The sequence below is a fragment of the Hymenobacter elongatus genome (assembly GCF_004745955.1).
Lineage (GTDB): Bacteria > Bacteroidota > Bacteroidia > Cytophagales > Hymenobacteraceae > Hymenobacter > Hymenobacter elongatus.
The window spans coordinates 95274-110873 of record NZ_SRLD01000005.1; the positions used below are offsets into that span (position 1 = coordinate 95274).

The window sequence follows — 15600 nt, forward strand, 5'->3', positions numbered from 1 at the left end:
GAAGATTTTCTTCGGCGGCTGCATACCTGCATGGGACAGGCTTCCCCGTTTATCTTACTTCTCGACCGACCTGAAAACAAGCAAGGGATACTTGATTTGAAAATTAAAAACTACCTGGACTGCATCCCTTATATCACGCAGCTGACGTCGGCCCAGGCCAGCCACGTACTCGAATCGGATGACGCGCGGGAGCAAGCCGAGGGCCGGCACCTGTGGGTATTCGGGGTATTGGTAGGTAAAGCCAATAAAAAGCAGCGCCCGGCTTACGTGAAGGTGCAGCTGGGCCGCACCCCTGCCGATGCGGTCTGTATCTCCTTTCACCCGCCGGAATATCCGCTTACGTTCCTGTTTCCCTCTATCTACAGCTCCACCTTTGAAACCATCTACAATGCGCAGTCCTAAAACCGGCAACCCCATGCATGAGGTAGAGGGCGAAGCAGCCGCCTATACCTTCCGTGGCCAGCAGTTTCAGCTCAGCAGCCCCGCCTGGCAGTGCCCCGACACTGGCGAGCGGTACAACACGCCCGAGCAGGGCAACGTGTTTCTGGCCCGGCTGCACCGCGCTTGGCGCGAACAAAACGGCCTGAGCAAGGACGCCCTGCACCGCCGGGTAGAAGCGCTGGGTCTATCCGGTGCCCAGGTATCAGACCTGCTTGGGTTTGGCATCAATCAGTACCGCACCTACGTCAATACGGATAAGCTACCCTCCAAGTCGAATGCGCTGCTGCTGAAGCTGCTGCTCACCGACCAGGGGCTCTCGGCCCTGTTGGCGGCAGCCCCCGAAACGTTGAAGCCCGCTATTGGCCGCAAGGTGCGGACTCACCTGGCCCTGGTAGCCCAGCCGACTGCCGAAGTAGTAGCGCCTTACAACAAGGAGCTGGCCCGGGTGCAACCAGCGCCCAGAACCTCTTTTAGCGTGACTGTACCCCAGGAAGCCGGGGAGCGGGTCAGTACCTACTCTTTTGCTGCCTAAGCTATGCCTGCTCCTGCTCCTGTTCTTAGCCAGATTCATCTGGTTAGCGGCGTTTTTATTGAGTGCGCCATTCTCAACGAGGCCCCCGACACCTACGTCAAGCTTGGTACCCAGCGGTTCCAGATCTACCACAACGTTTCTCCTTCCTTTAGTATCGAGGAAGAGTATATCCTTATCGACCTGACCGTGCATTGCCAACCAATGGAAGAAGATGACCAACCCTCGCCCGTTAAAGGGCGTTTTCGGCTGCATCTTACCTTTCTGGTAGAAAACCTGCGGGACTATCTGGAAGCTGCGCCCGAAGCCCCCCAGCAACCGCCACTTCCTAGCCAGCAGCTCATTCTGACGCTCACTGGGGTGGCCTACTCCACGGCCCGGGGAATGATTGCGGCCAAAACGTCGGATACTATCCTGCAACCCTTCGTGCTGCCGCTCCTGGATGTGCGCGACCTGGTACGCCCGAAGACGACGGTGTAATTCTCAGAGCAATCCGAACCCGCCGGAGGAATCCACCAACAACTATTAGACTTGTTCCTGAAGTAGGAACCGATGCTAAAATTTGGCTGTCATGCTGAGCGCAGTCGAAGCCTCTCTACCGCTTCGTCCAAGTCGTGCAACGAAGCGGTGGAGATGCTTCGACTGCGCTCAGCATGACGTTCTTTTTTCGTTTCGCTTTATTCAGGAACAAGTCTATTACCTAAACTGATATGCTCCTGAAAAAACAACGCAATGCTTTGTTTGGCATTTTACAAGCCTACGGAATAACACCTACTGATCTTAGAAGCTGTTTGAGTTATTAAAAACGGTCATGCTGAGCGCAGTCGAAGCATCTCTACCGCAAGGCTAAATTCGGTTACCACTGCGGTAGAGATGCTTCGACTGCGCTCAGCATGACCGGTCCGGATTTTTTTTCACTAACTCAAACAGCTTCTTAAGGAAACTCGTGAAGAAACCGAGTACGAACTGTCTGTTTCTACTGATGAGGGTGACGAGTATTTCTTTCATATCGAAACAGGTCGAGGCCCTTTGTATGAGATACTCATGCGGCCTGGATTTCAAGGCGTAAATAGTGCTGTTGAGGCCGAGTCATGGGAAGTTGTTATCGACTATTTTGCAGGCTGGGCAGAGCGCTTAGTAGAAGAACTCGATACCCCTGACCTCTGGGCCGAAGCGGCCAAAACCGCCCAGCTCTTCGCCGGCACCACTGAGCCCACCGACGACAAATTCACCCGCCAGGAATTAGCCGAAGTACAAGGTCAGTTGCGGCTATTACAACAAAGCTTCGCCACCGCTGCCCTGCCCGAAGCCGCCCGTCAGAAATTAAGCAACTTGACGGCCGACGCGGCCATCAAAGCCGAAACCCTCACCAAGAAAGACTGGCAAAACTGGATTCTCGGCGGCTTCATCAGTGCTATTACCTCCCTGGCCCTCAACCCCACCCAGGCCGGGGAAGTGCTGAAGCTGGTAAAGGCAGCGTTTGGCGGGCTGTTTCTGCACTGAAGCTGTTTAGGAAGTCGCTAAAATTAATCGGAGCGTCATGCTAGAGCGGTTCTTGGGTTGCTGTAGGGGTGTAGCGACGCGACCCTTCGCGTCTGCTGTTCGCGCCGTTTGGTGTTCCCGCATCGTTCAACGCCGAGACGCGAAGGGTCGCGTCGCTACATGCCGTACACCGACCTGAAATTTGCTCTAGACTATCTAAAGCAGCAGTTCAACCTTATAGAGGAGCCCGCTACCATAGTGGAACAGCAAATCCATGTGATTCTCAATAGCATTCGCCTCACAGCGAAACAAGAAACCGCCTAAGTTCCCACTGGCGCACGTTCAGGCGACTTGCACGGCCTACAGCACGTACCATTTTGGAGGGTGTTCAAAAAAATAGTTCGATAACCCTCCGGTTATGGAAGGTATTTGTGATTTATTTACAAACACCCTCCACTCTCTCACCATGTCGCGTCCCGTTGCGTCCAATAGTCTGGCTGCCGCCATTCGTACCCACTTTGGGCTTACCCAAGCCGAGCTGGGGCGCTACCTGGGCGTGAGTGAGCAGCAGGTGGGCAACATAGAAGCGGGCCGGCGCAGGGCCACGCCCCTGGTCACGCTGCGCCTGGCGCGGCTGGCGCGGCTGCTGCCCCCACCCGAGGGCTTCGGCGCGGCGGCCCCGGCGGCGGCCTACGCCCCACCGGCCGTGCCGGTCGTGCTGTTTGGCCCCGAGCAGACCCTGCCCGGCCCGCTGGCGGCGGCGGCCCTGCTGAAGCGGCAGCGGCAGTGCAGCCGCCGCAGCGTGCTGCTGCGCCGCGACCTGCACGTGCTGGGCCAGCGGGCCACTGCCCAGGAGCGTCGCCGCTGGGCACTGGCCGTGCTGCAAACCGCCCTGGCATCCCACCCCACCGACCCGGCCCCGTCGCCCGCCGAGCAGGAGCACCTGGGGCACTGGCTGGCTGAGCTGGCAGCGGCCCTGCCCCCGGCTCCGGCCCTGCGGCCCGATACGGCTACGGCTCTGGCCCTGCTCCTGCTGCGGCTGGCGGCCGTAGAGGCCGAGGCGGCCACGTTGGCCCGGCTGTTGGCAAAGGCCGTGTAGCGGGGGGTGGCGGCGCACCCCCTCGCGTCTCAATCGTTGCTGGTCCTGGGTACTGCTCGCGGCTGTTCAATGCGAGACGCAAGGATGCGTCTCTACATCGTGCTGGGAGCTGTTTGCGCTAGGGCTGCAACGGTGTAGAGACGCATAGTTGCGTCTCGTCAGCCGCGCCGGCACAACGATTGTCGTTCAACGACGAGACGCAAGTATGCGTCTCTACATCAGTTTGACGGCTCTTTCGCTACGCAAGACAGCTTCTCAGGCAGGGCCTGGTACCCGGCTGGTTTATACCAAATAAAAAATATACCATTATTTATATAATAAGGCGATGCCGTAGCGTTGAGGGGAGGTAGTTTTTTTACTTCACCTTTTAACCCTTACCCACAATGGCTTATCCCTTTACATTATTGACCACCGTGGCCGAGTGCGACACCGTGCTGGAAGCGGCCCAGCTGGAGCTGCGCGACCTGAAAGTGCGCGAAACCGTGCTAACCGCCCAGGGGGAGCGCACCAGCGAAAGCGCCACCGACATCACCGCCGACCTGGCCGCCCAGACGGCCATCATTGGGGCCCTCACGCCGGTGGTACCCACGCTGCCCACGGGGAGCAGGGCCCGCATCAACACCGAGGCCGACCTGCGCCGCGCCTCCCAGCGCCACGAAAACCTGACGGCCAGCCAGCAGCTGCGCGGCCCCGTGGCGGCCCTCAACCGGGCCCTCGACCTGCGCCAGGTACAGGTGCAGATTGCCGAAATCAACACGTTTGTGACGGAAGCCACGGCCCGCAAAACAGCGCTGTAGCCCGCCCCGCCCTAGCTCTATCACCTAGTGTAGCAAGCCTCTTCCCGGACCGGGAGGAGGCTTTATTTTTTCCGGGGCCGCACCCGAGGAGAGCATCAAAAAGAGTGGGGCAATTCTGTTCCAGGGTAAGTTGCCACTGGCTGTGCCTGCTTCCAGACAGACCAAAAATTTGTACTGCCCCACACTTTTTGATGCTCTCCTCGGGTGCGGGCATCGTAGGTCACGTCTCGTCGTTGCACAACATCCGACCTGGAGGCGCGACCGACGAGACCCCAGGATGCGACTATCCATCACAATGACAGCTTTGGACACGCAACCAGCTTCCCCCTCTCGTCTGTCATCCTGAAGCCAGGAAAGAGTCTTCCTCCTTGGTGGCGGCAACGTTCCGGCAGCAGTTCGATATAGCCGTAGCTTTGTGCTAGCGCGTCGTGGCCTTGCTCCCCGCGCTCAGTTGCCCGGAGCTCCCCTTCGAGCGGTACCAGAAAGCTACCCTGCCTATATGTATTCATCCCCTAGCCTCAACATTCAGTACCGCCCCGACCTGGACATGCTTGCGGTGCGCTGGCTGGATGCCCTCCAGCCCGGCCAGTTTGAGCAGGACTACCGTACCATTATCACCGAGGGCCTTACCCACGGCACACCGCGCTGGCTCGTGGATGTGCGGCGTCGTCCCCACCCCACGCCTTCTATGGCCGAGTGGGCCGCCAACGTCTGGCTGCCCGAGGTAGTAGCGGCCCTGGCCCCGCGCCGGCCCCGCCTGGCCTACCTCATTTCGCCCAGCCGCGAAGAAGCCCTGCAAGCCAGCCCCACCCTGCAAGCCAGCATGCAGGCCGCTTCCGACCCGCATCGGGGCTATGACGTGGCCATCTTCAACAATGAGGGCGAGGCCACCCAGTGGCTCCTGGCGCACTAGCCACCTCGCCGGTGCCGGGGGCGGCGGGGGCAGGGACGTAGCGCGGCACCATAGGGCGGCAGAGGAAGCTAGCTGCCCCACCCGCGCCAGGCGGTGTAGTCAGCAAACGAGTCGGCGCGCACTACGCTTGGATGGACGTTCCTTTTGGGTGCTGCGTGCTGCTCATACCCCAGCCACTGACCCAAGCCGCCTGCTCCGGCTCTGGTTCAGCAGTGGCGCGGAAGTAGTCGGGTTGAGTTCAGAACGTCAGGCGGCGCTTGTCGCAGCATCTCTGCCGCCTCGTCTGGCCCCTTTTTAACAAAGCACTCCTACGGTACTCCTGGCTGCCCGGCTACTCGGCGGCTACGGCCTGGAGCCGGGCCAGGGGCGGGCCCAGGGTGTCGGCGGCGTACAGACTCAGCATGTTGCCGCTGATGCGGTAGCGCTGGGCACGGTTCAGGGCCTGCAGGAAAGCCCCCTCGGCGGCCAGCTCGGGGCAGCTGCTGCGGGTAGTCACCAGCGGCCCCAGCCGCAGCCGGCCCAGGGCCAGCAGCGTGTAGGGACCCGAAAACCGGTTGCAGTTGGCCCGGCCCTCGGCGCGGGAACGGGTGTCGCGGAGCACCAGAAAGGGCTGTTGTACGGCCGCCGCAGCCGGTTGACCGGCCAGCTCGCGCAGCTCCCAGCGCACATTGCGCAGCGCGGACGCCACCACGGTAGCCTTGCCGGTGTCAGCGGCGTTGGGCCGCTCACTCAAATCGAAGCTGCACGCGGTGGTAGCGAGCAGCACCAGCGCAGCGGCCGGACGAAAGCAGTCGGATAACAGCATGGCCATAGAGCAGGGATGAATGATGGTAGTTCGGAAGTAGCAACGCGACTCTTTGCCACTCAAATCGTTGCGCGACCCTCGCATGGCGCGGACGCCGGGCCGGGCAGGGTCGCTACAGTACTCAGAGTGCGCGGAATCATTCTGAGATACTAAAATCCTATCCAAATAGGCTAGGTAAGAACGGTCATGCTCATCTGGCGTGTGGACAGGAATCGAAAAAGCAGTCCTGAATGCTTGTTGAACGCCCTGTCGAGCATTCTGCGCATCAAGCAGCGAACGAGACCTCTCGCGTGCGGTCGTAACATGATTTACCACTGCACGCGAGATGTCTCGCGCTGCTCGACAGGACGTTCTTTTCTCTTACTGTCCACACAGCCTGGTTGGATAGGATCCAGGAAGCTGTTTGAGTTAGCATAAGAGCAGTCAAACCAGTGTAGAGACGCATCCTTGCGTCTTGTCGTTGGACGACAATCGTTGTGCCGCCGCGGCCGACGAGACGCAAGTATGCGTCTCTACACCCTTCCAGCGCTACCTCAAACAGCTTCTAAGGAGCGCCTGGTCTATGCTTACGTAGCCCGGCTGGTTTGGTGGCGCAGCGCAGCGGCGGTAGCGCGGGCATCTTCAGCCTGGCATCAGGCTGTGTGAACAGCAAGAAGAAGGAACGTGCTGTCGAGCATTCTGCGCATCGAGCAGAGGACGAGAGCTGACGTCCAAAGGAGGCGCAATGTCCCACAAGCGCTCCTGAACACCCAGCCAGTAAACGAGCACCCGGCTTTAAGTCAGCTACTGAGACAGTCGCACCACTATTGGCAAGGCGAATATGCCGAATACCCTATACCAGTGAGCATCAGTTACTTTTAATCTTATTTTAACCCTATTTACGAATCCAAGCACATCACTACTTCCGTAGCTGTTTCTGCCCCAGCCCGCTGGCAATTCTCTCGCTGGCAGTGCTTTGGGCTGCTGTTCTTTTCACCTCAATCTATTCGCTAATGCCAATAACCTTACCCCCGCCGTTGATGCGTGCCGCCGGCCTGAGTGCCTGGCTGCGCCGTGCCGCGCTCGGTGCCGCCCTGCTCGTGGCTGGCACGCCCGCCGCCACCGCCCAAACCGTGTTCGGCTTATCCGGCACCGACCTTACGTCGCTGGAGCTGACCAGCCCCACTACGCGCACCCGCAAGCCCATTGCCGGACTTACCTCGGGCCTGTTGCTGGTAGGCCTCGATTTCCGGCCCGCTACCGGCCAGCTATATGCCCTGGGCTACAACGCCGCTACCCAGCAAGGCCAGCTCTATATTCTCGACATTACTGCCGCCGGTGCCACCGTCCCGGCCACGGCCGTAGGCGCTCCGTCGTCGCTGCTGCTGGGCGGGCCCACCGAGCGCATCGGCTTCGACTTCAACCCCACCGTGGACCGCATCCGGGTGGTGAGTACCAACAACGGCAACTACCGTCTCAATCCCAACGACGGCGTAGCCACCACCGACGGCATGCTGGCCTTCACTACCACGGCCATGCCCGCCGACCCCAACGCGGGCCAGGACCCGTTTGTGGGCATTGCGGCCTACACCAACAGCTTCATCGGTGCCACGGGCACCACGCTCTACAACGTGGATGAGCAGCGCTCCATCCTCACGATTCAGAACCCGCCCAACGTGGGCACGCTCAACACCGTAGCCACGCTGAACACGCCGTTTCCGCTGAACACGCCTGGCAACACCTCCGACCTGGACATCTTTACTAACCCCATTACCCGGGCCGAGAAAGCATACCTGAGCCTCAACGTGCCGGACCCTGACCCCTCCCGCATCGGGCAGTTTATCACCGCGCTGTACGCCGTAAACCTGGCCACCGGCGCGGTAGCGCTGGAAGGCGGCGTGGGCGGCGGCAGCCCCTTCGACCCACCGACCAACGCCAACCCGGCCCCGGGCATCACCGATATTGCGGTGCAGATCCGGCGGACGGCCCCGGCCGTGAGCGGGCAGCTGCTCTACGCCGTGAGTGCCACCAGCAACCTGCTGTCGTTCTACTCCGGCGACCCCAGCAATATTATTTCCGCCGTTTCCATCACCAACATTGCCGACGGCCAGACGCTGGTAGGCACCGACTTCCGGCCCAACACCGGGGAGCTATTTGGCCTGGGCTACAACCCGACCACTGGGGAGTCGCGCCTCTATACCATCAACCTGACGACGGCCGGGGCAACGCCCGTGGGCGCGGCGCCCATCACGCTGAGCCTGGGCACTACCGCCGCCGCCGTCAATTCGGTTGGCTTCGACTTCAACCCCACCGTGGACCGCATCCGGGTGACGGGCAGCAACCGCACCAACTACCGCCTCAACCCCAACAACGGCGCATTGGCCTTCATCGATGGCACGCTGACGTACGCCCCCGGCGATGAGAGTGCCGGCCTCACGCCCCAGGTAGGGTCGGTGGCCTACACTAACTCCTTTGCAGGCTCTACGGCAACCATTCTGTACGATATTGATGAGGCCCGCAACCGCATTGTGCGCCAGGACCCACCCAACGCCGGCACGCTCAACACCGTCGGACAGCTGCTCGGCCTCACGATTGACCCGGCCAACGCCATCGTTGACTTTGATATGTACTTCGATGTGGCTGGCCAGGTAAACCGGCCCTTCATTGCTGTTAACAACGGAGGCAGCACTAGTTCCAGCCTCTATACGCTGGTGCCGAATGCGCTGACGACCAACGGCGACAAAACGGCCACCCTGGCTGGCTCCATTGGCCTGGGCATACTGGTCCGGGACATTTCGGCGCTGCCCGATCCGGCTACTGTTCCCAACAGCACCGCGGCCGTTGGTGGCCGGCTGCTCTACGGCATAGCTGGTGGCAACCTGGTATCGTTCGACTCCAACAACCCTGGGGTGCTGCGCTCGGCCGTGAACATCACCGGCCTGCCCACCGATGGCACGCAGGTGCTGGTCGGCGCTGATTTCCGGCCCGCTACCGGCCAGCTTTTCGCCCTGGGCTACAATGCCGCTGCCCAGCAGGGCCAGCTCTACACCCTCAACATTTCCAGCGGTGCGCTGAGCCCCGTGGGCAGCCTGCAGGCCATGCTGCTGGGCACTACGGCGCAGCGTATTGGGTTCGACTTCAACCCCGTGCCCGACCGTATCCGCATTGTTTCGGGCGAAACCCGGGTCAACCTGCGCATGAACCCTACCGACGGCACATTCCTGACGGATACGCCGGTGACCAATCCGGCCGGAGCGCCCACGCTGTCGGGAGTGGCCTACACCAACAACGACACCAACGCCGCCACCGGCACCACGCTCTACGGCTACGACCAGGCCCGCAACGTGCTGCTGCGCTCGATGGATGCCAACGCCGGCACTTACGTGGACCAGGCCGGTGCCTCAGGGCTCACGGCTAACCTGGCTACCGGAGTTGATTTCGACATCTTCGCCGACCTCACCGCGCCCGCTACGCCCGTTAGTACGGCCTTTCTGGTAGCTTCCCCGGGTGGTGCCACCACTGACAACCTCTACACCATCAACCTGACGACGGGTATTGCTTCGGCAGGTGCCCGCATCGGGGTAGGCAGCAACCTCACCGGTTTGGCCGCCTTCCTCACGCCGGTGGTAGTAGCCGACCTGACCTGGACGGGTTTCGTGGATACCCAGTGGGCGTTGGCCGGCAACTGGGAACCGATGCGGATACCGACCGCCGCCGACGACGTAAACATTCCTGATACCGCCAACGACCCGGTAGTGCGTGGTTCGCAGGTGGCCAGAAACGCTACCCTGGGCAGCGGCGCGCTGCTGACAATAGCGGCTAATAGCGTCTTGTCGCTCGATGGCAACTTCACCAACAACGGTGGCACTACCGCCGCCGGCGACCGGGGCGAGGTCCGCTTCACCGGTTCGGCGGCCCGGAGCATCAGCGGTACGGTTTCTTTCTTCAACACCCTGACGGGCGGCTCCGGCGGCCTGGCCCTCAACGCTCCGGTGCGCGTGCAGCGGGTGCTGGTGGTGAGCGGCACGGTAACGTCTAACGGCAACCTGACGCTGCTTTCCAACACTACCGGCACTGGCCAGGTGCTCCAGACGGGCGCCAACAGCGTGACCGGCAACGTGACGGTGCAGCGCTTCATTACGCCCTCCAACAGCGGACTGGGCTACCGCCACTACTCCGCGCCCGTAACGGGCAGCACCGTGGCCGACCTGGCTACGCCCGGTTTCACGCCCGTAGTTAACTCCGACTACAACACGGCGGCGGACCCGAGCCTGGTGTCGCCCTTCCCCACGGTGTTCAGCTACGAGCAGAGCCGGGTGACGAGCAGCGGCGACTACGCAAAGGATTTCGATAAAGGATTCCAGTCGCCGGCCGCGCTGAGCAGCCCGCTGGAAGTAGGCCGCGGCTACACCGTGAACATCGCCGGTACGCAAACCGTGGACTTCGTGGGCACGGTCAATAGCGGGAACATCAACCAGAGCGGCCTGTCGCGCAGCGCTGCTCCCGCCTCGCAGGATGCCACGGGCTGGCAGCTGCTGGGCAACCCCTACCCGTCGCCTATCGACTGGGATGTGGTGGGCCGCTCGAACGTGGACGGCGCGGTGTACGTGTTCCGCTCCACGGATGTGTATGACGGCACCTACTCGAGCTACGTGGCCGGCAACGGCGGCGTAGGCGTGAATGGCGGCTCCGACCAGATTGCCATGGGCCAGGGCTTCTTCGTGCGTGTCACGACGCCGGGCACTTCCAATGGACAGGTGAGCTTCACCAACGCGGCCCGCATTACGGATGGTAGCAACCCTATCTTCCAGCGTACCGCCGCCACCGACCCGATGGTACGCCTGGAGTTGCGCGGCACCAGCGGCCCCGCCGATGAAACCCTGGTGTACTTCGATGCCAGCGCCACTGTCGGCTTCGACTCAGCCCTGGATGCCTACAAGCTCACGGCTGGCACGGCCCCCGTGCTGGCCACCGAAGCGGCCGGTGCCGTGCGGCTGTCCATCAACGCCCTCCCGGCGCTGACGACTGCCGACGTAACGGTGCCCCTGCGCTTGCAGGTGTACCAGAACGGCACCTTCACGCTCCGCGCCGCGGGCCTGACGAATGTGCCGACCGGCACCTACGTCTACCTGCGCGACGCGCAGACCGGCGCTACCATCGACCTGGCCCAGCAGGCTAGCTACTCGTTTGCGGCTGTTGCCGGCACGCAGGCCCCGCGCTTCTCGCTGTTGCTCACGCAAAGCAAAGTGCTGGCTACGGCTCCCGTGGCCCTGGCTCAGCAGGTCAGCCTCTATCCTAACCCGGCGCGCCAGGCAGTGGCTATCAGCCTGCCGGCCGACCTGCGCCAGCAGGCCGTAGCCGTGACGCTGGTTAACACGCTGGGCCAGGTGGTACTTCGCCAGACCCTGGCCGCCGGCCGCACCGCCGTCGACCAGCAGCTGCCGCTGACGGGCGTTAGCAAAGGCGTGTACACGCTGCGTCTGACTACTGCGCAGGGCGTTGTCAATAAGCGCCTCGTGGTTGAGTAAATGGGCTTGTTAAGGCTTCTCCCGGACGGCTCGGTGCCGTCCGGGAGTTGGCTGGCCTTTCCTTTCACTTTGTCTTTGCCTCCCTGCCATGAACTATATTGTCTCCACGCTACGCTTTTCGGTAGCTGCTGCTGGCCTGAGCTTGCTCAGCAGTCAGTGGCAGCCCGCCCAAGCTCAGGGTCCCGGTACCGGCGGCCCCCGCCCCGGTGTTACCACTGCTCCTATTGATGGCGGCGTTTCGCTGCTACTGGCTGCTGGGGCCGCCTACGGCCTCAAGCGCCTCCGGCAGAACCGACGCCGCTAACCTAATACCTGATCCTACGAAAGGGGGAGCCGCTGACAGTCAGCGGCTCCCCCTTTCGTGTGTAGCGCCGGTCTGGCAGATGCCGCTTATAGCGGTTTCACGAACGGTGTACTGGCCTGGGAAGTAGCGCGACTTTGTAGTTCGCGTCCCCGCGCCAAAGGACCGTTCCAGGACGCGGACTACAAAGTTCGCGCTACTATCCGCTCGTACACCGTTCGTAAAACCGCTGTAGAGGCTGTTTGAGTTCTTAGAAACGGTCATGCTTTATCTGGCGTCCGCCTGTCGAAGCATAACCGGACTCTTTTTGCCTGTTCGGACAGGCTCTTACCCCACTGAAGTTCCTACCAACGCAGAAAGCCCTTTACCACCTGCGCGGTAAAGGGCTTTCTGCGTTGAATACCTGTTATCCCTCCGGCCAGGAAGGTCCGTCGCTCTGCTGCGCGCCGCTCAGGATGACAGACGGCTTTACCGGTCTAGGAACACTACATTCCTGCGCTACTGCTGCTTGCCGCACTCGGCGCAGAAGCGCTGGTTGGGCTTCATCGTGGCCCCACAATCAGAGCAGAACCTTTCCTTGGGCTGAGCCGCACCGTTGGGAGTGCCGCACTCGGGGCAGAATTTCTTGTTGGCGTCGAGTGTGGTCTGGCAGTTTTTGCACTGCACGATGCTGCCCCGGTTCACGAAGTCCAGCTCCTTGGTGTAGTCCTGGGCGCGGGTTTTGGTCTGTATCTGCTCCCGGGCGGCCTGGGCTTGTTGCGAGGCCAGCTCCTCGTGCTCGTCGGGGGCACAGTCTTCGCAGAGGCCGGCCTTGCCGTTCCAGCACACGTCGGGGCACACCCAATGGCCGCAGCGGGTACATTGCTTGAAGTGCTTTTTGCCTTCGAGCACGGCGGTTTCCAGGGCTTCGTCGTGGGCCTTACCGCCCACGGCGCGCTGCATCTGGTAGGCCGCGTTGCCGGCATCGTGAAACATGCCGCCAAACAAGCTACCCGCCGCGTTGAGCAGGCTGGTGGCCATGCCCATGGTGTTGGTCTGGAACCGCGACATATGGCCGTTGCGGCACTTATCGCAGTAAAATTTGAACTGAAAGCCTTTGTCCGTGGACAGGTCGTCGTGGTTGGCAACAAACTGAATAAGGTTGCTCATAGCTGGAAAGGTCGAATGATTGGCGGCTTAAAAGTAGCATATCTACATAGTGAAGTTATGGTACTCATAAAAAACACCCGCCGGGAAGTCCAACGGGTGTTTTTCATTGCTACAGGCGCCCGCCATGCTACGCGGTGCCCGGTGCCTGACGGCCCTGCTGATTTTAGATTGGCCTTGGTTAAAAGTTTGGCCCAAAAGTTACGTGGCTAAATCGCACACTTGATTAGGAGAATGGTACCTATCGGCACGTAAAATTACCGATAAGCGTTCGAAACACCCTTTTCTTTCTCCCTGGCAACGAGTAGGACGGTGCGGAGTTGTTACCTTCCCAGCACTACCCTTTCCCTCTCAGGTTCCGCCTTCGCCTATGCACACGCTCCTCCAGCACATTGCGCAGTTTACCACCCTTTCTCCGCAACTGGCCGAGGAGCTGCGCCAGCGCGCGCAACACCACTGCTTCGGCAAGAACGAACTGCTCCACACAGCCGACACCGTGTGCCGGCGCACGTACTGGATTCAGCAGGGACTCGTGCGCATCTACTTCAACAAGGACGGCAAAATCGTGACCGATGGCTTTGCGGCCGAAAACCAGTGGATGACCTCGGCCTACAGCTTTATGCGGGGCGTGCCAGACCCCTACGCCATTGCCGCCGTTGAGCCCACGCAGGCGTATTCCTTGTCGCTGGAGGACTTGCTGCACCTGTTTAACCAGTTTCACGAAATGGAACGCTTCGGGCGGGTCATCATGAGCGCACAGTTTCTTGAGCAGTCGGAACGCCTGAATTCGTTGCGCTTCACCTCGCCGGCCGAAAAGTACCAGCACTTCTGCACCCATTACCGGCCGATTCTGGCCCGCCTGCCGCTGGGCATGGTCGCCTCGTACCTGGGCATCACCCCGGAAACACTCAGCCGGGTCCGCGCCAAGGGGTAAAGGGCCGCGGCCAAGAGCTGAGGGACCGGATGATCGAAAAACAGCGGTCCGCCCGGTATTTTTTGATTGTAATCAAGTAGCGCCGGGAGGCGGGAGCCGCACCTTTGCCAGATGCTTCCTCTCCGTTTCGCCGGGGGCCGCTGGTCGGCCTGGCCCCTTGTTCTTGTGCCGCTTGGCGCCCTCGAATACCTGCTGGGCGAGTACCCGGGCTGGGTGCTCATTGCCTGGGTGACGCCTATGCTCTGGCTGGTATTCTTCCAGCACCCCCGGCCTTGGGTGGCCTACGTGGTGGGAGTTCTGGGCCTCACGCTCGTGTACAGCACGCAGCACATAGTCAATATTTTAACGGGGCCGGCCTTTCACCTGACCAACCTCGTGTTTGCCGCTACCTACCTGCTTCCCTTTCTGCTGAGTCGGGCCCTGGCCTCCCGCGTGCCCCCGGCGGGCCGCTGGCTGCTGTTGCCCCTGGCGGCGGTCAGCGTCGAGTACGGCCTTGCCCTCGGCCCCAACGGCACGTGGGGCTCAGTGGGCTACTCGCAGGACAGCGTGTACCTCTTGCAACTGACGGCCTGGACGGGCATTTATGGGGTCACCTTTCTGGTGTACGCCACGGCGGGCCTCCTGTTCGCGGCCCTTCGGCAACGGCGGGCGGGCCAGCGCGGCGTCCGGCCGGTTGGGCTGGCGCTAGGGCTGCTCGTCGTCTGCTTCGGTTTGGGGTGGCTGCGGGTGCAACAGCAAGTCCCGGCGCGGGCGGGGGTGCAGGTGCTGGGCCTCACGTTTCAGGACGCGCGCTCGTGGCCCTGGTTCCGGGAAGTGGTGTGGGACCAACACCTAACGTTGGGCCGCGACAGCGCGCTACTCCGGCAAAAAGCCGGGGCCGCGCACCGCTACTACCTGGCGCAGACGCAGCAGTACGCGCAGCGGTACCGGCCCCAGTGGGTCATTTGGCAGGAAGCGGCCCTGGTCGTCTACCGGCCCGACTATGCGGCCTTTGCCGCCCGCAATGCCCACTTTGCGGTAGCGAACGGGCTGTACCTGGGCGTGACGTATTTCCTGGTGGACCGGGGCTTCCCGGCCCGGCCCGGCACGAACCACCTGACCATCTTCTCTCCCCAAGGGGAGGTGGTCTACGACTACGTGAAGAACAAGCCGGTCAGCGGGATGGAACCGGCCGTGGCCGCGCAGCAACCGCCCACCGTCTTTCGGGTCGGACCCGTGGCCTACGCCGGGGCCATCTGCGCGGATTTCGATTACCCCGGCCTTATCCGGCAGGTCGGGGCGGCCGACATCGTGTTTGCCCCGGCGGCGGACTGGCCCGGCATTCGGGACCTGCACGCCCGCATGGCGGCGACACGGGCCGTCGAAAACGGCTTTGCGCTGTTTCGCATCACGGGCCAGGGCAAAAGCAGCCTGACGACGGCCTACGGGGAAGTGGTGCGCAGCCAGTACCACCTCGCCCCCGACGTAAAGGCCTTTGTGGCGACCGTGCCGGTGCAAAAGGTGTGGACCCCCTACCGGGCGTGGGGCGACGTGTTTGCCTGGCTTTGCCTGGGAAGCTTGCTCGGGTTAATCGTGGGAGGCGCTGGCTTCGCGCAAACCGCTTTTTGGCGGCCATAATTTCGTCTCAACGCGCTGATACCAGGTTT

At 61.8% G+C, this 15600-nt stretch carries 13 protein-coding genes; 11 read left to right on the forward strand and 2 right to left on the reverse strand.

The window, feature by feature from the left end; translation table 11 throughout:
• Nucleotides 1-96: 96 nt before the first annotated feature.
• The 7 genes from E5J99_RS04180 (at nucleotide 97) to E5J99_RS04210 (ending at nucleotide 5261) form a co-directional block, all read left to right on the forward strand.
• Nucleotides 97-402: a hypothetical protein gene (locus E5J99_RS04180; RefSeq protein ID WP_135496460.1), complete on the forward strand. Its 306-nt coding sequence runs from the start codon at nucleotides 97-99 to the stop codon at nucleotides 400-402.
• On the forward strand, nucleotides 389-973 hold the full coding sequence (locus E5J99_RS04185) for a hypothetical protein (protein WP_135496461.1): 585 nt from the start codon (nucleotides 389-391) through the stop codon (nucleotides 971-973). The genes E5J99_RS04180 and E5J99_RS04185 overlap by 14 nt, the downstream gene beginning before the upstream one ends.
• Nucleotides 974-976: 3 nt before the next feature.
• Nucleotides 977-1450 carry a hypothetical protein gene (locus tag E5J99_RS04190; RefSeq protein WP_135496462.1) on the forward strand — a complete coding sequence of 158 codons (474 nt, stop codon included), beginning with the start codon at nucleotides 977-979 and terminating at the stop codon, nucleotides 1448-1450.
• 564 nt (nucleotides 1451-2014) lie between these two features.
• On the forward strand, nucleotides 2015-2473 hold the full coding sequence (locus E5J99_RS04195; protein ID WP_135496463.1) for a hypothetical protein: 459 nt from the start codon (nucleotides 2015-2017) through the stop codon (nucleotides 2471-2473).
• 445 nt (nucleotides 2474-2918) lie between these two features.
• On the forward strand, nucleotides 2919-3551 hold the full coding sequence (locus E5J99_RS04200) for a helix-turn-helix transcriptional regulator (RefSeq protein WP_135496464.1): 633 nt from the start codon (nucleotides 2919-2921) through the stop codon (nucleotides 3549-3551).
• 383 nt (nucleotides 3552-3934) lie between these two features.
• The gene (locus tag E5J99_RS04205) at nucleotides 3935-4348 is read left to right on the forward strand and encodes a hypothetical protein (protein WP_135496465.1); all 414 of its coding nucleotides are present in this window, start codon (nucleotides 3935-3937) and stop codon (nucleotides 4346-4348) included.
• Nucleotides 4349-4847: 499 nt separating this feature from the next.
• The gene (locus tag E5J99_RS04210) at nucleotides 4848-5261 is read left to right on the forward strand and encodes an STAS/SEC14 domain-containing protein (RefSeq protein ID WP_135496466.1); all 414 of its coding nucleotides are present in this window, start codon (nucleotides 4848-4850) and stop codon (nucleotides 5259-5261) included.
• Between the two features lie 331 nt (nucleotides 5262-5592).
• Here E5J99_RS04210 and E5J99_RS04215 read toward each other — a convergent pair whose 3' ends face one another.
• Entirely contained in the window at nucleotides 5593-6072 is a 480-nt protein-coding gene (locus E5J99_RS04215) for an META domain-containing protein (protein ID WP_210114403.1), read from the reverse strand.
• Between the two features lie 986 nt (nucleotides 6073-7058).
• On the opposite strand from E5J99_RS04215, the gene E5J99_RS04220 reads away from it, so the two are divergent.
• Both E5J99_RS04220 and E5J99_RS04225 read left to right on the forward strand, forming a co-directional pair.
• Nucleotides 7059-11573, forward strand: a complete 4515-nt coding sequence (locus E5J99_RS04220; RefSeq protein ID WP_135496467.1) for a DUF4394 domain-containing protein — start codon at nucleotides 7059-7061, stop codon at nucleotides 11571-11573.
• An 88-nt stretch (nucleotides 11574-11661) separates the two neighbouring features.
• A complete protein-coding gene (locus tag E5J99_RS04225; RefSeq protein ID WP_135496468.1) occupies nucleotides 11662-11877 on the forward strand; it encodes a PID-CTERM protein-sorting domain-containing protein in 216 nt (71 codons plus the stop codon).
• A gap of 495 nt (nucleotides 11878-12372) precedes the next feature.
• On the opposite strand, the gene E5J99_RS04230 is transcribed toward E5J99_RS04225, so the two are convergent.
• Nucleotides 12373-13023, reverse strand: coding sequence for a zinc ribbon domain-containing protein (locus E5J99_RS04230; RefSeq protein ID WP_135496469.1), 651 nt, complete (start codon nucleotides 13021-13023; stop codon nucleotides 12373-12375).
• A gap of 367 nt (nucleotides 13024-13390) precedes the next feature.
• On the opposite strand from E5J99_RS04230, the gene E5J99_RS04235 reads away from it, so the two are divergent.
• Nucleotides 13391-13954: a Crp/Fnr family transcriptional regulator gene (locus E5J99_RS04235; RefSeq protein ID WP_135496470.1), complete on the forward strand. Its 564-nt coding sequence runs from the start codon at nucleotides 13391-13393 to the stop codon at nucleotides 13952-13954.
• Between the two features lie 111 nt (nucleotides 13955-14065).
• Nucleotides 14066-15571 (forward strand): hypothetical protein, encoded by a 1506-nt coding sequence (locus E5J99_RS04240; protein ID WP_135496471.1) that lies wholly within the window; start codon nucleotides 14066-14068, stop codon nucleotides 15569-15571.
• Nucleotides 15572-15600: the final 29 nt, after the last annotated feature.

Coding starts and splice junctions, on each gene's coding strand:
- E5J99_RS04200 (WP_135496464.1), top strand. CDS start 2,919: ATGTCGCGTCCCGTTGCGTCCAATAGTCTGGCTGCCGCCATTCGTACC.
- E5J99_RS04210 (WP_135496466.1), top strand. CDS start 4,848: ATGTATTCATCCCCTAGCCTCAACATTCAGTACCGCCCCGACCTGGAC.
- E5J99_RS04185 (WP_135496461.1), top strand. CDS start 389: ATGCGCAGTCCTAAAACCGGCAACCCCATGCATGAGGTAGAGGGCGAA.
- E5J99_RS04230 (WP_135496469.1), bottom strand. CDS start 13,023: ATGAGCAACCTTATTCAGTTTGTTGCCAACCACGACGACCTGTCCACG.
- E5J99_RS04215 (WP_210114403.1), bottom strand. CDS start 6,072: ATGGCCATGCTGTTATCCGACTGCTTTCGTCCGGCCGCTGCGCTGGTG.
- E5J99_RS04205 (WP_135496465.1), top strand. CDS start 3,935: ATGGCTTATCCCTTTACATTATTGACCACCGTGGCCGAGTGCGACACC.
- E5J99_RS04225 (WP_135496468.1), top strand. CDS start 11,662: ATGAACTATATTGTCTCCACGCTACGCTTTTCGGTAGCTGCTGCTGGC.
- E5J99_RS04195 (WP_135496463.1), top strand. CDS start 2,015: ATGCGGCCTGGATTTCAAGGCGTAAATAGTGCTGTTGAGGCCGAGTCA.
- E5J99_RS04220 (WP_135496467.1), top strand. CDS start 7,059: ATGCCAATAACCTTACCCCCGCCGTTGATGCGTGCCGCCGGCCTGAGT.
- E5J99_RS04190 (WP_135496462.1), top strand. CDS start 977: ATGCCTGCTCCTGCTCCTGTTCTTAGCCAGATTCATCTGGTTAGCGGC.
- E5J99_RS04240 (WP_135496471.1), top strand. CDS start 14,066: ATGCTTCCTCTCCGTTTCGCCGGGGGCCGCTGGTCGGCCTGGCCCCTT.
- E5J99_RS04235 (WP_135496470.1), top strand. CDS start 13,391: ATGCACACGCTCCTCCAGCACATTGCGCAGTTTACCACCCTTTCTCCG.